We start from the raw sequence: 21,959 nt of genomic DNA on the forward strand, positions 1-21,959 counted from the left end.
CACCGCCCCCGGGGGAGATGACCGTGCAGAAACCGAAGCTGATCGCCGCTGGTGCCACCCTCGTCGTGGCGGTCGCCGCCGGGGTGTGGGCACTAGTCGCCACCGGGGACGAGTCCGATGAGAGTCGCCCGGCGGCGTCGGCGGGCCCGACCGACCCGGTCGGTGTGCTCAAGGCCGCCGCCGGGAAGGTTGACCAGCAGACCTACAAGCTGGCGTTGAGCAGCGGCGGGACGACGGGCTCGGACGGCACCGTGGTGCTCTGGGACCCGAAGGCGAAGCGCGGTCTGGAAACCACCTCCCTGAAGGTGCCCACCGGCGAGGTGAAGATCGAACGGCTCACCACCGGGCCGGACGTCTACGTGCGGATCAGCGCCCCGGACCGGCGCGTTCCGGTCTGGGACGGCAAGACCTGGTGGCATGTCGGCGCTCCGGGTTCACCCCCCGCCAAGCAGGGCCTGGACAACACCAAGCTGGCCGGCACGCTCGGCACGGCGACCGCCGTCCGGCAGACCGGCGCGCGGGAGTACGCGGGCACGCTGGACCTGCGCCAGAGCGGCGCGGTGCTGGGCGAAGGGGTCGGCGGTGTGCTCGGTGACCGGGCCGGGGCGGTGCCGTTCACGGCGGCCGTCGACGAGCAGGGGCGGTTGGTGCGCTACCGCATCGAGTTGGCCAGCGAGCAGTCGCAGACCGCCCAGCTCGACCTGACGTACTCGGACTTCGGGTCGCCGGTGTCGGCCGACCCGCCGGCGGCCGACCTGGTCGGCGAAAACCCGCCAGCGAACATCCCCGGGGCCTGACGGCTCACTCCTCGACCGCCCCCTCGGTGGGGGTGACGAGGAAGTCGTAGACGGTACGGGCCATCCGACGGACCGTCTCGTCGCCGGTGGCGGTCAGCGCCCGCTCCGGCGTCGGCTCCACACCGGGCCCGTGGTCCGGGCCGTCCGCGGTGGCCGGCCCGGTCGTCGCGACCACGGCAAGCGCGACCGTCGCCGCCAGCCACTTCAGGGGTACGCGGACAGGGGCCCACAGCGGGGAAGATGAGCGCTTCTTGTCGCTTTTTCTCACGTTTGCACGATATGAAGCGCCGGGGGCTGGTGAGACCAGCGGGATCGGCGTCACTCGTCCGGGCGGCGATGTCGGCACGAGCGTGATGACTCACAGGTATAAAAATGACTCACTGGCATCAGCCTCATCATCGGTACCGACCCCCGGAGGTCCCCATGTTGATCATTGCAGGCAGCCTCCAGGTCGAGCCGGCCGCACGCGAGGCCTACCTGTCGGACTGCGAACAGGTCATCGCGCAGGCGCGCGCCACCGCCGGCTGCCTCGACTTCCTGCTCGCGGCCGACCCGTTGGAGCCGGGACGGGTCCACGTCTACGAACGCTGGGAGTCCGCGGAGCAGTTGGCCGCGTTCCGGGGCTCCGGGCCGAGTGACACGCAGGAAGTAGAGATCCTCGACGCCGATGTGCAGCGCTACCTGATCTCCGGCGTCGAGGCACCCTGACCGGGCTCACCCACGGCCGCAGGGTCACATCGGCGGTCCCGCCGAGGGCTCGGGTTCCGCGGGCAGGCTGGGCGCCAGCCGGCGCATCGAGGTGAAGGCGGGCACCAGCGCGTCGTACAGCTCGGCGAAGAGCGGCAGCAGCGCCGCGTAGGTGGCGGCGGCGGCCGGGTCGGGGCGTATCGTCTCCTCGATCCGCACCAGGTCGGCGGCGACGTCGATGCTGGGGATCAGCCCCAGAGCCTGCATGCCGAGCAGCGCCGCGCCGAAGCTCGACCCCTCGTGCGCGGCCGGAAAGCTCACCGGCAGGCCGAGCACGTCGGCGAGCATCTGCCGCCACAGGCCGCTGCGGGCGAAACCGCCACCGGCCCGGATCTCGCGAACCTCGTTGCCGGCCCCGCGCACCGAGCTGAGCACCAGCGCGAGCTGCTGACAGACCCCCTCCAACGCCGCCCGGATCAGATGCTCGCGGCGGTGCCCGTGGGTCAACCCCACGTACGCGCCGCGCGGCAGCGCGCTCCAGTGCGGCGCGCGTTCGCTGTGCAGGTACGGCAGCATGATGAGCCCGCCCGAGCCGGCCGGCGCGCGGGCGGCGAGGGCGACCAGTTCCTCCTCGGCGTGCTCGCCCAGGTCCGGGGCGAGCGCCGCACCGGCCCACTTGAGGACGATGCCGCCGTTGTTGATCGCGCCGCCGACAGTCCAGCGGTGCTCGGTCAGCGCGTAGCAGAACACCCCGCCGAGCGGGTCCACGCCCGGCCGCTCCACCATCACGCGCATCGCGCCGCTGGTGCCGATCGAGCAGGCCACCATGCCCGGGTGCACCGCGCCCAGGCCCAGGTTCGCCAGTGGCCCGTCCCCGGCGCCGACCACCACCGGGGTGCGCTCCGGCAGACCGGTCACGGCCGCGACCTGCGGGGTGAGGCTGGGCAGCACGGCGGTGGTGGCGACGAGCTGGGGGAGTTGCTCCTCGGTGATGCCGGCGATGGTCAGCGCCTCGCTGTCCCACTCCAGCTTGTGGATGTCCATCAGGCCGGTGGCCGAGGCGATCGAGTGGTCGACGACCAGCGCGTCGCAGAGCCGCAACAGCACCCAGTCCTTGATGCCCACCCAGTGCGCGACGCTCTCGAAGAGCTTCGGTTCCTGCTCGGCGAACCAGAGCAGCTTGGGCAGCGGTGACATGGGATGGACCGGCGTGCCGGTGCGACGGTGCAGGGCCAGCCCGGACGGCACCGCCCGCAGCCGCTCCGCCTGCCGGGTCGCGCGCGAGTCGGCCCAGGTGATCGACGGGGTGAGCGGGTTGCCGGCCGCGTCCAGGCCGATCAGGCTGTGCATGGCGGAGCTGAACGACAGCCCGGACACCGGCTCGACCAGCTCGGCCACCACCATGCTGATCGACTTCAGCACGGCGTCGAGGATGAGTTGCGGCTCCTGCTCGGCGTACCCGGGTTGGGGGTCGTCCAGCGGGTAGCCGACCGAGTGGCTGGCGAGCTGCCGCCCGTCGGTGTCGTACGCGACGGCCTTGGTGCTGGTGGTGCCGATGTCCACGCCGACGACCACGGCGGGCCTGTCCTGCGGCACGGCCCGTACCCCCTCGGTAAAGGTGAATCGTCGGCCCCAGTATCGCCCTATCGTGCTGGTTGCTACGCCGATCGGGTATTTTGCCCGTTCCGGCGTGTCCGGCTGACGCGCCGCCCCCGTTGAACCGGGAGACACCCCAGATTGGTGGCCTGCGCGGCGAAGGAGTCGGCGTGGCAAAGACTGAATCGACGGGTTCCACCTGGCGGTACCGGTGGGCGCACCGGCAGAACGTGCGGCGGGTCAGCACCTACCGCGGCGCCGAAGCGGCGTGGCGGCGACGCGACGACGAGTTACGGCGGCTGCGCGTCCTGGCCGCCGACTTCCAGGGCTCCGCGGCGGCCGGTGCCGGACTGCCGCTGGAGTTGGCCGCCGACGAGGTGGTGCTCTGGGCACTGCCCGCGGCGCAACTGGTCGAGGTGCGGCACACCACCGTGCTGCCCGCGCCCGACCTGACTGTCGCCCCGCAGACCGGCCCGCTGCGTCCACGCCGCCCCGACGGCGTACGCGTCACCGACGCCGGCATGGCCGTGATCACCAGCCGTCGACTGGTGCTGCTCGGCGGGCGAGGCCGGCGCGAGTGGGCGTACGGGCGAATCACCGGGCTGGCCCACGACCCGGCAGCCCCAGTCACCCTGATCCAGGCGCTGGACCGGCGGCTCACCTCCGGGTTGCTGCTGCCCACCGACGCCGCGCCGGACTTCCGGTTCAAGCTGACGCTGGCCTTCGCCGACGCGATCGAACAACGCGCCGCGGTACTCGCCCAGCTCGATGAGCTGATCGCCGAGCACGCCCAGCTCAAGCCGTTCCGGCCGGCCGTGAACACCCCCGCACAGGCCCGGTTCACCGCGCGGGTGCCCGGTGGTCGGCGGACCCTCGCGGTGGCCGCCGCCATCGCGCTGCTGGTGCCGGCGGCGCTGATCGAGTCGGACCCGTCCGACCCGACCGGTAGCCCGGAGGAGGCCGTCGCCGCCACCCCGGCACCCACCCACAGCGTGGCGCCCGCGCTGATCCGCCCGTCGCCGGTGCGGGTCACCCCGCCGCCGAAGCCGACCAGGTCGACCAAGTCGACCAAGCCGCCACGGTCGTCACCGAGCGCGTCTCAGGGCCCGCGCTGCGGGGCGCCGGAAAACCCGCTGGGGTACGACTTCTGCGGCGGGACGCGGATCCGCAAGCCGGCCGCCGAGGTGTGCGACTGGTTCGACTGCGTTCCGCAGTTCTGGTCCGGTCGGGGTTACCTGGTGCAGTGTCGGGACGGTTCGGTCAGCCTGACCGGCGGCCGGTCCAATGCCTGCGCGGAGCACGGTGGGGTGCGGCGAACCGTCGCCAAGTGACCGATTTGGGGGCGAAAGTCTGCTTCGGTCGGCCAGAATGATCGAGTGGAGATCCGGTCTGACGATGGCGCTCGGGTGCGGATACGCCCCGTCGGCTACCAGCCGGGCATCGACCCGCCCGACGACCCCGACGGACCCACGCCCGGTTGGCACGACTGGCTGCTCATCGAGGTGGACGCCCGCACCGCCGACGGTCAGACCTGGTCACACCACTACCCGAGCCTCATGGTCGAGGAGGCCCGCGCCCTCGGCGGCTGGCTGCACGGGCAGGCCACCGCCGCCCTCGGGCTGAGCGCGCCGCCGGCGCTGGTCCGTTTCACCGAACCCAACCTGGCCCTGCGCAGCCGGGTGCTGCGCCGCCGCCGGCTGGAGCTGATCGTGGAGTTCTCCGCCGAGTCGCTGCCACCGTGGATGCGCCGCCCGTCCACAGCGATCTACCCGCTGGTCCTCACGGTCTCCGCGGACGCCCTCGCCACCGCCGCCCAGCACTGGGCCGAACACTGCGAGGCGTACCCGCCACGGACCCGGTCGCGGTTTCCAACCCGGGGACGGCTCCCCGACCCACTCGGCTAGAGTGATCTTCGTCAGCCACGAGAGGAGGTGAGCCCGGTGACCACCCATCGTCATTCCTGGGCGCTCCTCTCGGCCGTCCCCCTCCGCTGACCTTCCGCGTGGGGAGCGCCCTCCTTATCGGAGGACCAATGTCTTTCTCTTCCTTCCGCATCGACGTGCCCGATGCGGTCCTCGACGACCTGCGGGCCCGACTGGCCCGTACCCGATTCACCGACCGCAGCGGCAACCAGCCGTGGCAGGGCGGCGTCGACCCCGACTACCTGCGGGACCTGGTGTCCTACTGGCACGACGGGTTCGACTGGCGCGCTCGCGAGGCCGAGCTCAACGCGTACCCCCAGCACCTGGCCGTCGTCGGCGGCCGGAAGCTGCACTTCCTGCACGTCCGGGCCGCGCGCCCGGCGGGTACGCCCGCGCCGTTGCCGTTGATCCTCAGCCACGGCTGGCCCAGCAGCTTCGTCGAGATGCTGCCGCTGGTCGACCGGCTGACCAGCCCCGCCGGCGGCGGTTTCGACGTGGTGGTGCCCTCGCTGCCCGGCTTCGGCTTCTCGGAGGTCCCGGACGAGCCGGTCACCAGGGCGTTGCTGGCTCGGACGCTGCACGAACTGATGACCGGCGTGCTCGGCTACCAGCGGTACGGCGCCTTCGGCGGCGACGTCGGGGGAGTGGTCACCGGCTGGCTGGGTGCCCTCCATCCGGAGCAGGTGGCCGGCATCCACATGATCCATCCACCGTTCCCGGCCAGCTTCGACGCCCGTCCACTGTCGGCGGCCGAGCAGGCGTACCTGGACGCCGAAGCCGCGTACGACGAGACCGACGGCGGCTACAGCGCCATCATGGGCACCCGCCCGGACACCCTCGCGGCGGCGCTCGCCGACTCGCCGGCCGGGCTGGCCGCCTGGATCGTCGACAAGTACCGCGACTGGAGCGACAACCACGGCGACCTGGCGAACAGCATCGACACCGACACCCTGCTCACCATCATCACGCTCTACTGGGCGACCGGCACGATCGGCTCGTCGTTTCGGCAGTACGCCGACTTCGACCACAACACGCCACGACCCGACATCACCGTGCCGGCCGCGTTCACGGTGAGCACCGAACCCTCGATGGCCAACTTCCCCCGGGAGATCGCCGAGCGGGCCTGCACCGACATCCGGCACTGGAGCGAGCCGGGCCGGGGCGGGCACTTCATGCCGCTGGAGGAGCCGGATCTGCTGGCCAGTGAGATGAGGCAGTTCTTCACCTCGCTGCGCCCGTAGTCGCTGTAGTTCGCCTGTCCTGCCCGGCGGCTGCTCTGGTTTCCCTGAGCGGCCGCCGGCACCGGGCTACGCGCCGCCGAGCGACGCCTTGGCGGCGTCGATGGCGTCAGACAGTTCCTCGGTGTACTCGAAGCCGTCCTCGACAATGGCCATGTTGACGCCGCATTCGCGCTGCCGCGCCCGCAGCAGGGTCTCCTCCACCGGGGCGATCGGGAAGGCGAGCGGGTCGAGGCCGGGAGCGGAGCCCAGGTCGTCGACCAGGAGCCACTTGCTGTGCTCGTCGTAGACGACCACACCGGCGGCGATTCCCCTGGTCCACTGGTCGAACAGCGTGGCCAGGCTGGTGGCGGCACGGACCGAGTCCCAGGCGTCGGGCGAGATCTCGTAGCGCCAGATCTCACCCTCGTGGTCGCCGGCCAGGACGAACGTGTAGAGGAGGGCATCGAAGAAGAACAGCGGCAGTTGTTGCCGCCACGGGAACGGCGTGCCGATCGACAACCCCAGATAGTCCAGTGCCTCCCCGCCCTCCGGCCATGGCATCCGCCACCCCACGTTGGGCAGCAACTGATGGTCGGGCCATCGCTGCGCCTGCAACCAGGTCAGTTGCTCCGCGATGTGCTCCACGCCGAAGATCCGGCGGACCTGCTCCGGCGGTTGCCCGGCCGGTGACTCGGGCTGGTCGGGCCAGTCGAGGCCGGCCGCCGCCGCCGCGAGGCGATAGTCGCGTACCGCGTCACGCAGCACGCGCATGTCATCAAGCATCAGGAAGCTCCTCGGCCATGGGGGTCCTGGGCAGGCTAGCTCCGCGGCACCGACGCTGGTGTCCGTCAATACTCTCCTTTCGGGCGCAACGGGATGCATCGATCTCGTCCGCGTTGCCTGTCACGTACGTGAGCGGTTGTACCGCGTGTGACCGTGACCTCACTGGCATCTTCCCCCTGGCGGATCGCCTGGGCCGAGCGTGAGAACGAGCGCAGGCAGCGCGCGTACCGCGACGCCACCAACGCCTGGCTGCGCCGCGACGACCACCTGGCCCGGCTCCGCATCGAAGCCGCCAGCTTCCTCGGGTGTACGCAGCCACGCACCGGCCTCCCGGTGGAGCTTGACGACGACGAACTCGTCTTCCGCGTCCTCCCCGTCGCCGAGCTGGTCGAGGCGGAGGCCCGGCACATCCCCGGGCTGCCCACCCCGGGCGGCTCCTGTGCCTTCGCGGAGGTGTCGGGCGAGGCGCTGCCGGCGGGCCTGCGGGTCGTCGACACCGGCATGGCCGTCGTGACCAGCCACCGGGTCGCCTTCGCCGGCCGAGAGCGCCGACGCGAGTGGCGGTACGCCAACCTGGTCGGCCCCGCCCACCACCCCGACGTGCCGGTCACCCTGCTGCCGGACCACGGTCGACTCTTTGGGCTGCTGGTCGCGGCCAACGCCGTGGTGAACTTCCGCTTCTACCTCACCCTCGCGGTCGCCGACGATCGTGCCACCGTCACCGCGCAGGTCGACGCTCTGCTGGCCGCCCACCGGGCCGCCCGGCCTTCGCCCTCTGTGTTGGTGTCACCTGACGAGGCACCGCTGACGGCGGTACGACCCGACCGCCGGGCGCTCGGTGCTGCCGCCGTCGCGGCGGTGCTGTTCGCGACGATGGGTCCCGGCGCGTTGGGTCCCGGCGCGTTGGGCCCTGGCGCTCCGGGGTCCGGTGCTGTGGGGCCTCGCGTCCTGCGGTCGGAACAGGTTGGTCCCGTGCAGCGGGCGGAAATCGTCGCCCTGGAGGCTGCCCTTATTTCGATACGTCCCGTCGGGCCGGTGGCGCCCAAGGCCAGGACCGGATCGGTCAGCGGTGCCGCGCAGAGCCGGCCGGATGCCGCCCCGGTCCGGCCGGTGGCTGTCTCCACAGTCGTGGGACCGTCGGTCGCGCTGGCCCCGCCGCCGGTCGTCACACCGTCCGTCGCCCCGGCACCGTCCGCCAGTTCGGTGCCGACACCTGGCCCGGTCCCCACCACGGATCCGCCCACGCCGGCGCTGCCGACGCCGCCCGCCGCGTCGATCTCGCCAGCTCCTTCTGCGACGCCGTCACCTGCGTTGCTGAAGGTCTGCCTGGATCCTCTTCAGCTTCCGTTGCTGGACCCGTTGCTCTGCCCGTCTCCGGCACCCTGATCGGTGTGCGTGCCTTCGTGCGTTCGTGCTGGCGTGCCGCGCAATGCTTTGGTGCTGGCGTGCTTCGTGCGGGCGTGCTTTCGTTTGGGTGTGCTCAGTCCATGGCACTGAAGTCGGGGACGGTCAGGGTGCCGTCCGCGGCGAGGGTGAAGCCGGGGTTCCAGGCGATCTCCCAGAGGTGACCGTCCGGGTCGGCGAAATAGCCCGCGTAGCCGCCGTAGAACGTCTCCCTCGCCGGCATGGTCACCCTGCCGCCAGCCTTGGTCGCCGTCGCCATCAGCTCGTCGACCTCCTCCCGCGAGCGGACGTTCTGAGCCAGGGTCACCCCGCCGAAGCCGTCCGCGCGCCGATCGCTGATGCCGGCGTCGGCTGCCAGCTTTTCGCGGCCCCAGAGAACGAGGGCCAGGCCGCCGGCCTGGAGGAAGACCGTCTCCTCGACCTCCTGACCGTGCCAGCCGAGCTGCTCGTAGAACGCTTTTGCGCGGGCTACGTCCGAGACGCCCAGGGTGACGAGGCTGATGCGCTGCTCCATGGTCCTCAACCTAACGTGCGATCACTCGGGGGCGTGGCAGACAGCCTCGACGTTGTTGCCATCCGGGTCACGGACGAACGCGGCGAAGTATGTCGGGTGGTACTCCGGCCACACCCGAGGTGCATGCAGGACCTCCGCGCCGGCCTTGATGGCGGCGTCGTGGAACGCCTGGACGGTGGCGCGGTCGTCGGCGGTGAAGGCCAGGTGCAGCTCGCGCGCTTCGCCGGAGGTGTCGGTGGGGCCGAGCCAGAACTCGGGGCGGTCAGTGCCGTAGCCGACGACGTTCGGGAACTCCAACAGGCGGCGACCGCCGAGTGGGGCGAGCACCGCGTCGTAGAAGGCGGCGCTGGCTGGCACGTCGCGGACCTGCACGGACAGATGATCCATCATCGCGGGTTCCTCCAGTCACGGGTTCAGGGCGGACGTCACGCTAACGACGGGGTGTGACACGCGGCCCGCGTTGCTCACCGCTTGGTGTGCCGAGGCCTTTCAGCGACTCAGAGCGGCTTGACCACGTCCGGCTCCCAGGGCCTCTCGAACGGTCGTTGATCTAGCATTCCAGGTCATGCGTGGGTTCTTCGAGGTTGAGGGTCGCAGGCTCTCGTATCTGGACTTTGGTGGTTCGGGTGCTCCGCTCCTCGCCCTGCACGGGCACTACAACGAAGCCTCGGCATTCGCGCCGCTGGCCGAGGCGTTGGCGCCGCGGTGGCGGGTGATCGCGCTCGATCAGCGCGGGCATGGAGAGTCCGACCGTGCCGAGAGCTATGGGCGGGACGACTACGTTGCCGACCTCGCCGCCTTCCATCGCCATCTGGGAATCGGCCCTGTGCCGGTGCTGGGCCACTCACTCGGCGGGGTGAACGCCTACCAGTACGCCGGCTGGCAACCGGATCGGGTCACGGCGCTGGTGGTCGAGGACATCGGCGCGGTCGTGGACTGCGACTGGTCGTTCACCACCAGTCTCCCTCGCCACGCGCCAAACCGCGATGCGCTGGCCTCGGCCCTGGGCGCGGCGGCCCCCTATCTGGAGTGCTCCTTCCGTCAGTCGAAGGACGGTTGGGGCTTCTCGTTCGACATCGATGACACGGTGGCATCCCAGAAGGCGCTCAACGGTGACCACTGGAAGGACTGGGTGTCGGTGACCTGCCCTACCCTCCTGATCCGGGGAACGCGCAGTGATGAGCTGACCGCCGCTCACGCGCGGGAGATGACCACCCGTCGTGCCGGCCGGGCCCGTCTTGCCGAGCTGCCAGCAGGTCACGTCGTGCATCACGATGCTCAAGCGCAGTTCGCCGTTGCGGTCAGCGGCTTTCTGTCCGAGTCCGGCTGAACCAGGGGAACTTCAATCCGGCCTCTTGAACGATGAGGCGGCGGCCGGGGGACCCGGCGGCCCACTAAGCGGCGATCGTTCGAGCGGTGGCATACACGTCAGCGGGTAGGGCGTGGTGGAGGTTCCACAGGACGCGCATGGGTCGGTCGCCGGTGTGCGACTCGTACGTCATGGTGCCGGCGTACAGGTACGGCGGTGCGCCCAGGTCGCGGTCGGCGATCCGGGTTTCCCGGACGAAGAGGTGCACCGTCGAGCCGCCCGACGTGTAGCGCTGCCCGGTTGCCGACGCCGACGAGGTGGTGCTCTGCGACTCCCACTGGAACAGGGTGTCGGTGATGGCCCGGTCGGCGTACATGGTGGTGGGGGAGTAGTGCGATTCCGACTTGATCAGGGTAACGAAGAACAGGTCGGCCTGGGCGTCGGGCAACCACTTCACCCCCTCGCGCAGCGACCCCGGGTTGGTCATCCCGAAGGCGGCGCACGCCTCGTTGCGGCTGTACCGGGCGTGCACCCGCAACGGCACCTCACCCAGAGCGGCAGTGGGTGTGACCCGGTGGATGCGATCGCGCAGCACCTCGGCGACCTGGCGCAACTCGGCGCAGCGGGCCGGGTCCTTCCACAATCGGGCCAGCCGCTCGTCGCGCGTCATTAGGGGTGCGGTTGGTCCCCACAGGCTGAAGTGCAGCATGTCCAGTAGGCGGCCATTGCCCGCGTACACCTGCTGACCTGGCGCGGGCGGTCCCGCCGCGACCCTGGTCAGCAGCTCCAGCCGGTCGATGTCGTCGGTGTGCAGCATGCGACCGATGGCCCGGCCCAGCTCCCGGTCGTCCGGGCCGGGCGCGGACGTCTCGATACCGGCGAGCCGCCGCAGCCCGGCCCAGCCGCCGATGCTGGCCCACCGGTACACGTCCTCGATCTCCAAGCCGGTCTCGCGGAGGAACGTCGCCAGGCTGACGTCGCCGAGTTGCCGCAGCTCAGACACCAGGCCGGCCTTGGAGGTGGGCAACGCCGATCGCAGGTTGGCGAGCACGACCTCCTTCGCCACCCGATCCAGCTCGACGTGGCAGCCGCTCGGCAGGCTCGGGAAATCGTCGCGGACCGCCTCCGTAATCGCCCGCCGGCTCACCCCGGTCAGGGCACGCCACCGCAGGTCGAAGCGGAAGTTGGCGTGCTGCCCGCCGATGAAGTCGAGCACGGTCAGGCAGGGCTTGTCGTCGTCGAGGCGCAGGCCACGGCCGAGCTGTTGGAGGAAGATCGTGGCGCTCTCGGTGGGCCGCAGCATCAGGATCGTGTCGACCATCGGCAGGTCAACGCCCTCGTTGAACAGGTCCACCGTGAAGAGCACCCGCAGCTTGCCGGCCTTGAAGTCCCGCAACAGCCCCGCCCGATCGGTGCCGGCCTTCGAGGTCACCGCCGCCGCCTCGACACCGTGCTTCCGGAAGAACGCAGCCATGAACTCCGCGTGCCCAATGCTCACGCAGAACCCGAGCGCCCGCATTCGCCCAACGTCCACCTTCTCGCGGACCGCGCGCAGCACCGTCCGCGCCCGGGCATCGTTGCCGGTGTAGATGGTGCTGAGCTGCGTCAGGTCGTAACCCTGACCGCGCTTCCAGGTGACACGCGACAGGTCCTCGTCGTCGTGCAGCCCGAAATACTGGAACGGAGCCAACAACTGCCGCTCCAACGCCTCCCACAGGTGCAGCTCAACTGCCGCGCGTCCGTCGAACCACCGGCGCACGTCGCCGCCGTCGGCGCGGTCGGGGGTCGCCGTCAGCCCCAGGAGTACGCGGGGACGCAGCCGCTCCAACAGCCGCGCGTACGTCGGTGCCTCGGCGTGGTGGAACTCGTCCACGATCACCATGTCGTACGCCTCGGGATCCACCTCCCGCCGGTGCAGCGACTGGATGGAGGCGAAGACGTGCTTCCAGCCGTTGGGCTTCTCGCCCGCTACGAGGGTTTCGCCAAAGCTGCCGTCGCCCATGACCTGCCGGAACGTGGACAGGCTCTGCCGCAGGATCTGCTCCTGATGGGCCACGAAGAGCAGCGAGTCTGCTCGTCCCGCCTTGTGGAGCCGGCGGTAGTCGAGGGCGGCGACCACCGTCTTGCCGGTGCCGGTCGCCATCACCACGAGGTTGCGCCAGCGCCCGTGCACCAGCCGTTCGGCGTCGAGGTCGGCAAGGATCTCCGCCTGATACGGGTACGGGCGCACGTCCAGGTTCGAGATCTCGGTCGGCGCATCGTCGCGGCGCTCCCCGCTCAACGCGTGCCGTAGACGCTCGGCGTCCCTGGTCGCGTCGTATGGCTCGAACGCCGGATCGTTCCAGTAGTCCTCGAACGTCGCCGCGAACGTGTCGATGACGTGCGGCTGCTCCATGTTCGAGATGCGCACGTTCCACTCCACGCCGTCGACCAGCGCGGTCTTCGACAGGTTGGACGAGCCGACGTACGCGGTGGTGGTGCCGTTGTTGCGGCGGAACAGCCACGCCTTGGCGTGCAGGCGTGTGGTCCTCGTCTCGTACGACACCTTGATCTCAGCGCCCAGCTCGGCGAGTCGGTCGAGGGCTCGCTGGTCGGTCGCGCCGAGGTAGGTGGTGGTGATGACGCGGACCTTGCCGCCTCGGGCGATCAGCTCGCGGATGGCCGGCTCGACGATGCGTAGGCCGTACCACTTGATGAACGCGCAGAGCAGGTCGACGCTCTCGGCCGACGCCATCTCGTGGTTGACCTCGTGGCCGATGCGGGGCTGGTGGCGGCCGTTGACCAGCAGCGCGCCGGTGGAGAGCGGGGTGGTGGGGCGCTGGGGGAAGGCTGGTGGCGCGGGCGGGACTGGTGGGGCGGCGATGGCGTGGAGCAGGTGCTTGGCGTCGGTTACCTGGTCCTGGTGTGTCGCGGCCTTGGGGCTCAGGGTGGCGATGGCGTCAGCGATCTGGTTCGCCATCTCGACCTGGTGATGGAGCTTGTCGTCGCCGTTCGGGATGGACTGGAGGGCTCGGGCGGCCATGGTGGCGATGTGCCGAGCGAGGGTGTTGTGCGCGTCGGCGGGGTCAAGCTTGTGGTGCTGGACCAGGGCGGGGTCGACGTGTTGGAGGCGGTCGGCCAACTCGCGGGTGATCAGGTGCTCGTAAAGCCCCCGCTCAAGATCCGTCATCTTGGCACGGTAGCGGGCGTGGATGCGACGGCGCCGCCCCGACATGCAGTCCTTTCGGCTCAACGATATGGGCAGAGCGAACGAAGACATCGAAGGTTGGCGCCGCTTCCCAATTCGGCCGTAGTTTCGTGAGGCTGCTCCAGCCCCAGGAGCGATACGCCCTTTGGGCGGCGACGTTGTCGGGACGGACCAGCAGCGTGGCTCGCGGCTCAGTCCGGCCACCAACCAGGTCGTCATGCAGCGCCGCAGCGATGCCCTTACGTCGCCAGTTGGGATGTACTAGCAGTTCGCTGAGCGCAAAGGTGCGTCTGCCATCCTCGTCGGTGAACCCAGGCGGCACGGGCTGGTGGATTCCCTCCCACCACCGCGTCTGTGCAGGAAGCGGGAATCCGTAGATGTAGCCGACCAGGGCCCGGTCGACCGTGGCGGTGACCAGCTCCCACCCAACGCGCTGCATGTGGAGGTCGAGTTGACGTCGGTACCGGTCCTCGCTGTAGAACTCGCCGCCGCCCGCATAGACCTCCAGGTAGAGGTCCACAAGCTGATCCAAGATTCCATAAGCCTCGTCGGCGAGGTGGTGGCGAAGCCGCAAGCCCTCGATCACAGGCTCACCGCCTGGTCGTAGGCGTCGACGAACTGACGCGCTGCCGTGGTCGCTTGCCGTGATGTCGCCAGGTTCGAGCGCAGACGCGCAAGGTGCCGGCTGACCCGCCCCGAATTTATTCGGGTTACCGCGGGCAGTACGTCCAGTGCGGTGCGCGCTGCCCCGTTGATGTCGCCCTGCTGGTACGCCGCTTCGGAGAGGTGCACGGTGTAGTAGATCTGGTTACGTCGATGGTCCGGCGACGGACTGGCGATGATCGCGTGGAACGACTGGGCCGCGCGGCCGGGTCTGTCCATCGCAAGGTAGGAAAGCCCTTCGATGCCGTTCAGCTCTTGCGAGTTAACGAAGTGGACAAATCCCGGATCATCTTCGTGTGGTCCGCGCTCCAACTCGCGGCGAGCTTTGGTCATCTCCCGGCTGAAGCCACTCACATCTCTGAGCACGGCGTGGGCGTGCGCCCTCCGCAGGTGCAGCAGCGCGGTGAGTCGAGGTGTAGCCCACCCGGCTGAGACCCGTAGGGCCGCTTCAGCACAGTGCAGCGACTCTCCGGGCTGACTCTCGCGGAGCAGCATAGATAGCTGGGTCAGCGCTCGTACTTCCACGCGGGGGTCATCGGCGATGCGGGCCCGAGTAATGGCCTCGTTTAGGTAGGGCCTGGCCTCCGGCCTGCGATCGGCGTCGATGGCGAGCCAGGCGGCCTGAATGCCGAGGTCAGCCAAAGCGCTTTGAAGGGCGTCGCCAACGTCTCTGCTGTAGCTCGCTCCCGCCGCCCAGCTCGACAGCCTGGTGTGCACTTGAATGGCGACGTCACAGAGTTGGTCGGCACCGGCTGCCGCATCGGCTCGCCGGAGATCTTCGACCAGCGAGCTGGCCAGTCGTACCTGTTCCATGCCGATATTCCCTGGGTCAGCATGTCCAGCGAGCAGGTAAGGATGACCGGCTGCGGCGAGTCCCGCGATCACGGCCATTGCGTTGAAGCGTCGCCGGTCCGTAGCGCCACCCCCTCGGGTTGATGCCCCATCCACGGTAACCGCCATGGCAGGCAGATCGCCCTGCTCAGCTATCGGGTCGTGGGCATGAGGAACCTCTACTGCGCCGTCGTCGGCTCGGTAAGGCTGCCCAGGGAGACCGAACCAGAGGCAAGAAGCTGGAATCCCGAGAAGCTGCGCCCAGTGCGCCAGTCGGTCCAGGTGCACCAGCGGCGGCCCGTTCTCCACCCGACTCAACTGCGCCTGCGTGATCCCCAACCACCCCGCCACCACGGTCTGCGGCAAGGCGACCCGCCCGTGGTACGGATGGCACCGGTACGCCCTGATCACCCGCCCGAGATGCCGCTCCGCCAGGGCCCGTCGTACCGGCTCGTGCTCCCAGAAGCTTGGAGGCACAACCATCGGCGCGCTCAACCGGTCCCGCTCGGCGGCCTGGCACGGCGTACACCGTCCGCTGTCGTTGTCCCGGGCCAGCCGTCCACCGCACCGAGGGCAGTTCGCGTGGGTCACCGGCGGCTCCGTCCGTCTCGCCTCATCGAGCCTGTCCATTGAACACGCTGCGTGGAGCGCTGGTATACGCACGACGCATATCTCAAGGACCGCCGTCCGAGGGAGCAGACGCTCAGACTGGGCGAAGCAGCCGCAGCGCCTCGACGACCATGGCCCAACGATCCTTCTCGTCCGTCGGGTTCAGCACCTTCCCCTTGGCGACGACAACGCCGGCAGCGCGCAGCACCGCCAGGTGACCGGCGTACGCCGGATGCGCGCCCAACTCCGCCTTGACGTGCGGGAAGGCAAGGATCGGCAGTCCCGCGCCCAGCGACTCGTTGAGGACACCGAGCGCCAGGGTGTCGTTGATGCCCAGCGCCCACTTCATCACCGTGTTGAACGTGAGCGGGGCGGCCACCACCACATCGGCCGGCGGGTGCGGCTCCGGGTCGCCGGGCATGCGCCACTCCACGCGTACGAGATAGCCGGTCTTGTCTTGCAACGCCTCCCGGTCGAGCCACGGAGCGGCGGTAGGACTGACGATCATGCACACCCGCCACCCGTCGGCGATCAGCACATCGACCAGCTCGTCGATGTATTCCGCCGGACCCGCGGCGCAGACGACCAGATACAGCACCGGGTGTTCCATCATGCCCGCAGTCTGCCCGACCAGGGTGGCGCCTGGTTGACCGCATACGGGCCGCGCATGCTGTCGACGATCACTGTGACATGCCGTATTGCCTGGTCAAGCGCGAGAGTCGGCCCATGGCCCGGGGCGGGTGCTGGTTTCGGAGTTGCGCCGGCCCTCAACGGCGCAGCCGCGTCCCGCCCGCCCCGGTGCCTCTCGATCCGTCAACGTCTCGGAGCCGACATGCCCACCCTGATCGACGACGACCACTCGGCTCGCGTGAGTCTTGCCGCCGCCTGGGCGTCGGTCGACGTGCGGGCCGCCGGCGACTTCTGGTGCACAGTCGAAGACCGTCGACCCGGCCTGCTTCCACACCGCGACGCGCCGCTGTTCTTCACCGCGCTGGGCCGCCTCATGGTCGGCGGGGACGACCCGGCGAGCCGGGCGGCGCTGCTCATGGTGCTCGGCCGCGCGTACCGTCATTTCGACCTGCTCCCGCACGCCACCACGATCGGCGACGCGGTGCTCGCCACCGTGGCCCGCCACGTCCGACCACTGTGGACGCCGCAGCTCGCCCCGGCCGCGGAACGCGCCCTGTGCCGAGCCACGCAGGCCGTGCGGCGCGCCGCCGCGCAGGCCGGCGACGGCCGGGCCTGGTGGCACGTCCAGGTGATCGGCCACGACCGGCCGTCGCCCGACATCGCCATCCTGACGGTACGTCCCTGGCGGCGACTGCCCTTCCAACCAGGTCAGGCCGTGCCGGTGTGCACGCCGCGCCTGTCGGGGCACTGGCGCTGGCTCTCCCCGGCAAACGCCCCACGCGCCGACGGCACCGTCGAGCTGCACGTCCGCGCCGTACCCGCCGGCACCGTCTCCCACCGACTGGTCCATGAGGTACGCCCCGGCGAGCTGCTCTGGCTCGGCCCACCCGGCGACACGGGTCTGCGCCTCGACCCGGCGTGCGCGAGCGATCTGCTGCTCGTCGCCGGTGGCACCGGCCTGGCGCCGCTGCGCTCCCTGGTCGAGCAGGTCGCCGCCGCACCGGACGGCCGGCGGGTGACGCTGGTGGTCGGCGCGCGCACCTTCACAGACCTGTACGACTCGGTCAGCCTCGACAAGCTGCAGTGCGCCCACGACTGGCTGACCATCGTGCCGGCCTTCTCCGACGACCCCTGCGCCGAACCGGCCGAGCGGGGTGATGCCCTGACCATCGCCCTTCACCACCACCGGCCCGGCCAGGAGGTTTACCTCTGCGGCCCAGGGGCGATGCTGGCCGGTGCGCGGCCACGACTGCTCGCCCTCGGTGTCCCCGCCGCACGCATCCACCTGCCCGCAGAGCGGCCGGTCGGGGGTTGACCAGCCCGGTAGTGGTGACGCTGATGCTCGGATTGCATATACCTGTGAGGCATAAATATGACTCACAGGTATACCGCTCGTCACGACATCGCCGGCCGGTCACCGCTCCCGCCGGTCGCCGGACGCGGTCAGGAGGAGAGGTCGCCGAACTCGCGTACCCCGTCGACGTCCAGCGTGATCTTGTCGTTCTCGGTCCACTGGCTGGTGGCGGCGAGCCAGCTCGGGTCGTCGCGTTCTTCGATGTCACTCCAACTGTGCCGGTGGTGCCGTAGCTGGATCGGCCCGGTCGACGCGCCAGGTTCGAGCACCCCGCCGGTGAAGGTCAGCTCCACCCAGCCGGGGGCCGCGGTGCCCGGGATCGGGTAGCCCGGCCCGGGTGTCGTCAACGGGGACGGCCCGCCCGGCGGGATGAAGAACTGCACGGTCTGCCGGATCCGGTCGCAGCCCAGCGCGGCCCAGTCGCAGTTCGGCACCAGCGACGTGTTGCCGCCCTCGAAGCGCAGGTGGTAGCGCACCCGCACCCCGCTCAGGTCGAGCGGCCCGGTGCCGGTGTTGGTGACCTTCAGAAGGTGCTGGATCTGGTTGTTCGTCGGGGACCAGTCCAGGTTGAGGTAGCTGACCGTCGCGCGTCCGCTGGCGGTGCGCACGGTGATGCCGGGCGAGCTGTCGGAATAGCCGCCGAGCGCACGGGCGCCAATCGCGATCCAGTACGTCGTGCCGGGCGCCAGGTCGGTCAGGGTGATTGTGGTGTCGAGCGTGGTGCCGAGCCAGCGGTACGTGTTGGGGCCCAGCAGTGCCTGCACCTCGTAGTTGATCGGCTGCTGGGCCGCCGGATCGCCGATCCAGGTGGAGGGTGCCCAACTGAGCGTGAGTTGGTGGGGTTCGTTGGCCACCACCACGGGGTTGCCGGGGGTGCTGATGGCCGGGCCGTCCGCGCTCGCGGCGTTGACGGCGAGCAGGCTCGCCAGCGCGGCCAGGGCGACGACGGCGGCGACACGGCGGGCACTCATGACCGAATCGTAAGCGATCTATCATCAGGCATCAATGTCTGTTTGTGCTGCGCGACCAGGTGCCGAATGCAACTTCCATGAATCGGTCAGAGGTAATCGGCGGCAGGACCGAATGCGTCGATTTGCGTACTGCGGAAACGGCATTACGTCTTCTTTTGGCGCCCCGCTGGTGATCATAGGGATCTGTTCATATGCTTGCCGGGCGGTGGATTCCACCGATTCCCCGCGTCTCGCACCCGCTGTTGAGTCGACCATGGGTGCGCCCTTCACGTCCCTGCGCGCTCACATCGCGAGGTGTCGAATGATGATTTCTCCGCCTTTCCAGGCGGCGCTGTCCGCCATGTTCGGCTGTCTCCTGGTCCTGTTCTTGGCCCCAGCCCCAGCCCGAGCCGCGGCGGCCGATCATTCTGCTCTCCGCCAAGAGATGGCGAATTATCTCGCCGAGCACCCAGGTGGTGCGGCGATCAGCGATAACGAGATCAGCTATCAGAACGGCACATTCATCGTCACCCTGCGGGCGCCCACCGGGGTGCTCGCCACGGCTGACTGTCCCTCGGGTTGGTACTGCTTCTACGAGTTGCCCAACTTCGGGTACCCCCGCGGCCGGCTCTCCTCGTGCGGCCGCCAGAACCTCGCGACCTGGCAGTGGCAGGACCGGGTCGAGTCCGCGCACTACAACCTCGGCAGCGGGTCCGTGTGGTTCTACTACTACGACATGAAGTTGTTCGCCGTCGGCACGGGCAATCGTGTCCGCAGCGACGCCGCACCCTACCGGGAGTGGCCGAACTACGTGGACCGGTACTGCCCGTGAAGGGCCGCTGACGCCGCCAGGACCGCACCTTGGGGTCAGTCGCAGTCGTGGTCGGTGGTCGTCTCGGTCCGCGTACTCGTCACCAGCAGCTCGTGGCTGAGGACCGCGCCGCCGACGCTCGTCAGCTCGTGGCTGAGCAGCCGCCCGTCCTCGCCAATGATCAAGGTGTCGCGGCGACTCTCGCCATCGTCGGCGCTGAACCCGTGACCGGGCCTGTTCGCCTGGTCGAGCTGCTTCTTGCGGTACGTGATCCCCGGCGTCTCGGCCAGGTACGACAGCAGCACCGCCCGCTGGCCGGGCGTCAACAGGTGGTTCTGATGGAACTGTGCCACGAGTCGCAGCGCCCCGGCCGCGTTGCGCCGCGCTGGCGTCAACTCATCGAAGAGCTCCCCGAGTTGGTCGCGCAGCTCGGTCAGGTCGTCTGCCGGGAGCGGGAGGACCGCCGACAGCTCCCCTTCGCCGTACGTTTCCACGTCCGGCGGCTCTGTCCGGCGCCCATTCACCTCAGTCGTCGTGACGGAACGGCCCGACCGGCGGGAGTTCCACCAGAGGCGGGTCTCCTGAGAGAGTATTTTCTGCGGGCCGCGCCCATCAGTCGCCTCGAGACCCCAGACGCGGCGGCAGATGAAGGTGTAGCCGCCTGGCGGCGGTGTCTCCCGCAGCATGGCGACCTGCAGCGCCAACCCAGTCAACCGCTGGCTTGCCTCGTCCCGGGACGACCCACGGTCCGGTGCCTCCGGGGCGGAGCGTGGGTGGGGTGTGATCTTCCCCTCCGGTCGATCCAGCCCGGTCGGTGAGGGAATGGCGACAGCGGCGGCGGTGCCCAGGGCGGCCCCGCCGAGAATGGCCGCGGTGATCCACCGCAGGCTTGCCCTCGGCATGGTCCGGCGCTTCGCTGCCGCTTGAGACCAGTTCATGCCGTCGTTCAGCGGCTGCCTCGGCTGCGGTACGCCGTCGCCGATCAGGGCTGGTCGCTGGAGTGCCGACTGATTGCCCGCCCAAGGAGCAGGGCGGATCCAGTTGTCCATCGGTCCGGTGTGCGCTGACCGCCCAGCGTTGCCGGCCCTGACGCCGGTGACTGCCGGACGGGGGTAGTCGCCGTGCTGCGATCCCGGCTCGGCCGTGAGGTTGGCCAACCATCCCTTGTCGAGCCGGTCGTCGACCGGCCGTGGCACCGGCGAGCACTCGGCGGTGCGCGGTGGCGCCAGTTGGTCGCTCGCGCGTGGCAGCACCGGCAGTCCAGCCGGCGCGGGCGCCGCCACCGAGCAGAAACTCTTCCGGTACGCCTCCGCGGCCAGTCGGAAGCACCACCGACGGCCGGCGAAGCTGAGGTTGTCGAAGGTCACGCAGACTAGGGCCTGGGCGATGAGGGAGAGGCGGAACTGCGTCTCCCACTCCTCGCCCCAGCCACTGCCCTGCACGGCGCTCAAACCGGCACTGTGGGCGGCGTCCACCAGTTCGTTCAGCACAGGGGGCAGCACCAGGCTCGGCCGGTCGGACGCTGGGTTGAGAAGCTTGTCGATGAGTGCCGCAGCCTGCGCTGACGGGAGCCCGGGTTCACCGGCGGCTCCTCGGGGTGCGACGTAGCGCAGCACGGTGGTCAGCAGAAGGCAGACCAGATCCCGGCTGAGGGGTGCCTTCTCCGCGAACGCGCTGAGGTCGACCAGTTGGAACTCGTCGGGTCGAGGGGCCTTGTCGAAGGGGACGAGGATGTTGCCCCCGTGCAGGTCGCCGTGCGCGTACCCCACGACGTAGTCGATGTAGACGTCCTTGGGGGGCGAATCCGGCGCGACCAGCCGCAGCGGATTCGGCAGGACGACACCGTCTACGACAAACCAGTCGCTCGACGGGTCCGACAGTCCGACGCGAGCCGCGAGGTGGGACACCTCGGGCAGAGCGCTGGCGACCGTCAGTTCGCCGCAGAGGTAGTCGCTGATCGTGGTTCTGCCCAGCGGACGGCCCTTGCGGCGGACGTCATCCGAGCGCCGGTTCAGGTTGTTGAGGATCTGGTCCATCACCAAAGCGAAGGCTGGAACGACGCACTCGTCCCCGATGTCGCCGAAGGGAATCACCGGGCGGCCACCGGCGGCGACCTCCTGAAAGGTCAGGATGCGGTCGTCGTCGACGTCCAGCCCGGGGTAGGGCTGTCGCACCAGGTGGAGGACAGCAAAGTCCTCGTTGGACGACCACGCCTGCTCGTGCCGCCCCGGCTCCCTCGTCCCGCGGTCCTGCACCTTGACGATCAGCTTCTCCGTGCTGTTGCCGCCCCCGGGGACGCGTCGACTGAAGGCGATGGTGACCAGGTAGGCATCGGTGTATCCGCGGATCCGAAGCGGCCGACTCGGTGCCCGCACCGTGCCACCCAGCATCGCCGCCCAGCCCCGCAGTCGTCTCACGGCTGGCGGGTCCTGAAACAGGTCATCGAGGCCGTCGTTCATGCCCGTCGATCGGTCCTTTATCAAGCGAAAGTGGACAGGAGTGACCGGGTTTGTGTCGGCCGAGAAGAGAGGCACGTGGGATGTGCGCGGCCTCCGAGATTACTCCGAGTTCGGGCGAACGAGTGGGAAATTCGCAGTCGCTCGTGAAACCTACTAAATGGTAGCTAAATGATCACCATGGAGAGTCGTTTCATGACTTTGAGTCACATGCATTGAGCTGGATATAGACTCCG

The 21,959-nt window shown here is 69.6% G+C and carries 20 protein-coding genes; 9 read left to right on the forward strand and 11 right to left on the reverse strand.

Annotated features, from left to right (window positions below; genetic code table 11):
- The first annotated feature begins 23 nt into the window (after positions 1 to 23).
- Positions 24 to 797: a hypothetical protein gene (locus tag HNR22_RS24455; RefSeq protein ID WP_179782300.1), complete on the forward strand. Its 774-nt coding sequence runs from the start codon at positions 24 to 26 to the stop codon at positions 795 to 797.
- A 4-nt stretch (positions 798 to 801) separates the two neighbouring features.
- Here the strand turns inward: HNR22_RS24455 and HNR22_RS24460 are convergent, their stop codons facing one another.
- Positions 802 to 1,065: a hypothetical protein gene (locus HNR22_RS24460; RefSeq protein WP_179782301.1), complete on the reverse strand. Its 264-nt coding sequence runs from the start codon at positions 1,063 to 1,065 to the stop codon at positions 802 to 804.
- 155 nt (positions 1,066 to 1,220) lie between these two features.
- Between HNR22_RS24460 and HNR22_RS24465 the strand changes: the two genes are divergently transcribed.
- A complete protein-coding gene (locus HNR22_RS24465; RefSeq protein WP_179782302.1) occupies positions 1,221 to 1,505 on the forward strand; it encodes a putative quinol monooxygenase in 285 nt (94 codons plus the stop codon).
- 24 nt (positions 1,506 to 1,529) lie between these two features.
- Here HNR22_RS24465 and HNR22_RS24470 read toward each other — a convergent pair whose 3' ends face one another.
- Positions 1,530 to 3,080 (reverse strand): gluconokinase, encoded by a 1,551-nt coding sequence (locus HNR22_RS24470; RefSeq protein ID WP_343059948.1) that lies wholly within the window; start codon positions 3,078 to 3,080, stop codon positions 1,530 to 1,532.
- Positions 3,081 to 3,250: 170 nt separating this feature from the next.
- On the opposite strand from HNR22_RS24470, the gene HNR22_RS24475 reads away from it, so the two are divergent.
- The 3 genes from HNR22_RS24475 (at position 3,251) to HNR22_RS24485 (ending at position 6,243) form a co-directional block, all read left to right on the forward strand.
- The gene (locus tag HNR22_RS24475) at positions 3,251 to 4,411 is read left to right on the forward strand and encodes a hypothetical protein (RefSeq protein WP_179782303.1); all 1,161 of its coding nucleotides are present in this window, start codon (positions 3,251 to 3,253) and stop codon (positions 4,409 to 4,411) included.
- A gap of 45 nt (positions 4,412 to 4,456) precedes the next feature.
- Positions 4,457 to 4,984 carry a WapI family immunity protein gene (locus HNR22_RS24480; protein WP_179782304.1) on the forward strand — a complete coding sequence of 176 codons (528 nt, stop codon included), beginning with the start codon at positions 4,457 to 4,459 and terminating at the stop codon, positions 4,982 to 4,984.
- Between the two features lie 128 nt (positions 4,985 to 5,112).
- Positions 5,113 to 6,243 carry an epoxide hydrolase family protein gene (locus HNR22_RS24485; protein WP_179782305.1) on the forward strand — a complete coding sequence of 377 codons (1,131 nt, stop codon included), beginning with the start codon at positions 5,113 to 5,115 and terminating at the stop codon, positions 6,241 to 6,243.
- Positions 6,244 to 6,309: 66 nt separating this feature from the next.
- Here the strand turns inward: HNR22_RS24485 and HNR22_RS24490 are convergent, their stop codons facing one another.
- Positions 6,310 to 7,005 carry a hypothetical protein gene (locus tag HNR22_RS24490; protein WP_179782306.1) on the reverse strand — a complete coding sequence of 232 codons (696 nt, stop codon included), beginning with the start codon at positions 7,003 to 7,005 and terminating at the stop codon, positions 6,310 to 6,312.
- A gap of 153 nt (positions 7,006 to 7,158) precedes the next feature.
- On the opposite strand from HNR22_RS24490, the gene HNR22_RS24495 reads away from it, so the two are divergent.
- Positions 7,159 to 8,391: a hypothetical protein gene (locus HNR22_RS24495; RefSeq protein WP_179782307.1), complete on the forward strand. Its 1,233-nt coding sequence runs from the start codon at positions 7,159 to 7,161 to the stop codon at positions 8,389 to 8,391.
- Positions 8,392 to 8,485: 94 nt separating this feature from the next.
- Here HNR22_RS24495 and HNR22_RS24500 read toward each other — a convergent pair whose 3' ends face one another.
- The gene (locus HNR22_RS24500; RefSeq protein WP_179782308.1) at positions 8,486 to 8,923 is read right to left on the reverse strand and encodes a VOC family protein; all 438 of its coding nucleotides are present in this window, start codon (positions 8,921 to 8,923) and stop codon (positions 8,486 to 8,488) included.
- 21 nt (positions 8,924 to 8,944) lie between these two features.
- Entirely contained in the window at positions 8,945 to 9,313 is a 369-nt protein-coding gene (locus HNR22_RS24505; protein WP_179782309.1) for a VOC family protein, read from the reverse strand.
- 175 nt (positions 9,314 to 9,488) lie between these two features.
- On the opposite strand from HNR22_RS24505, the gene HNR22_RS24510 reads away from it, so the two are divergent.
- Positions 9,489 to 10,253, forward strand: coding sequence for an alpha/beta fold hydrolase (locus HNR22_RS24510; protein WP_179782310.1), 765 nt, complete (start codon positions 9,489 to 9,491; stop codon positions 10,251 to 10,253).
- 64 nt (positions 10,254 to 10,317) lie between these two features.
- On the opposite strand, the gene HNR22_RS24515 is transcribed toward HNR22_RS24510, so the two are convergent.
- The 4 genes from HNR22_RS24515 to HNR22_RS24530 form a co-directional block, all read right to left on the reverse strand.
- Positions 10,318 to 13,401, reverse strand: a complete 3,084-nt coding sequence (locus tag HNR22_RS24515; RefSeq protein ID WP_179782311.1) for a DEAD/DEAH box helicase — start codon at positions 13,399 to 13,401, stop codon at positions 10,318 to 10,320.
- Positions 13,388 to 14,005 (reverse strand): GNAT family N-acetyltransferase, encoded by a 618-nt coding sequence (locus tag HNR22_RS24520; RefSeq protein ID WP_179782312.1) that lies wholly within the window; start codon positions 14,003 to 14,005, stop codon positions 13,388 to 13,390. Before HNR22_RS24520 ends, HNR22_RS24515 begins: the two co-directional genes overlap by 14 nt.
- Positions 14,002 to 15,543, reverse strand: coding sequence for a helix-turn-helix domain-containing protein (locus tag HNR22_RS32110; RefSeq protein ID WP_484502655.1), 1,542 nt, complete (start codon positions 15,541 to 15,543; stop codon positions 14,002 to 14,004). Before HNR22_RS32110 ends, HNR22_RS24520 begins: the two co-directional genes overlap by 4 nt.
- A 73-nt stretch (positions 15,544 to 15,616) precedes the next feature.
- Positions 15,617 to 16,135: a flavoprotein gene (locus HNR22_RS24530; RefSeq protein ID WP_179782314.1), complete on the reverse strand. Its 519-nt coding sequence runs from the start codon at positions 16,133 to 16,135 to the stop codon at positions 15,617 to 15,619.
- A gap of 219 nt (positions 16,136 to 16,354) precedes the next feature.
- Here HNR22_RS24530 and HNR22_RS24535 point away from each other — a divergent pair, with 219 nt between their 5' ends.
- Positions 16,355 to 17,467 (forward strand): FAD-binding oxidoreductase, encoded by a 1,113-nt coding sequence (locus HNR22_RS24535; protein WP_218906673.1) that lies wholly within the window; start codon positions 16,355 to 16,357, stop codon positions 17,465 to 17,467.
- A 128-nt stretch (positions 17,468 to 17,595) separates the two neighbouring features.
- Here the strand turns inward: HNR22_RS24535 and HNR22_RS24540 are convergent, their stop codons facing one another.
- Positions 17,596 to 18,477 carry a cellulose binding domain-containing protein gene (locus tag HNR22_RS24540; RefSeq protein ID WP_179782315.1) on the reverse strand — a complete coding sequence of 294 codons (882 nt, stop codon included), beginning with the start codon at positions 18,475 to 18,477 and terminating at the stop codon, positions 17,596 to 17,598.
- 424 nt (positions 18,478 to 18,901) lie between these two features.
- Here HNR22_RS24540 and HNR22_RS24545 point away from each other — a divergent pair, with 424 nt between their 5' ends.
- A complete protein-coding gene (locus HNR22_RS24545) occupies positions 18,902 to 19,288 on the forward strand; it encodes a peptidase inhibitor family I36 protein (RefSeq protein ID WP_179782316.1) in 387 nt (128 codons plus the stop codon).
- Positions 19,289 to 19,323: 35 nt separating this feature from the next.
- On the opposite strand, the gene HNR22_RS24550 is transcribed toward HNR22_RS24545, so the two are convergent.
- Positions 19,324 to 21,684 (reverse strand): hypothetical protein, encoded by a 2,361-nt coding sequence (locus tag HNR22_RS24550; RefSeq protein ID WP_179782317.1) that lies wholly within the window; start codon positions 21,682 to 21,684, stop codon positions 19,324 to 19,326.
- Positions 21,685 to 21,959: the final 275 nt, after the last annotated feature.

Origin of the sequence: Micromonospora jinlongensis, from assembly GCF_013410645.1 — a bacterium.
GTDB classification, from domain to species: Bacteria; Actinomycetota; Actinomycetes; order Mycobacteriales; family Micromonosporaceae; genus Micromonospora; species Micromonospora zamorensis.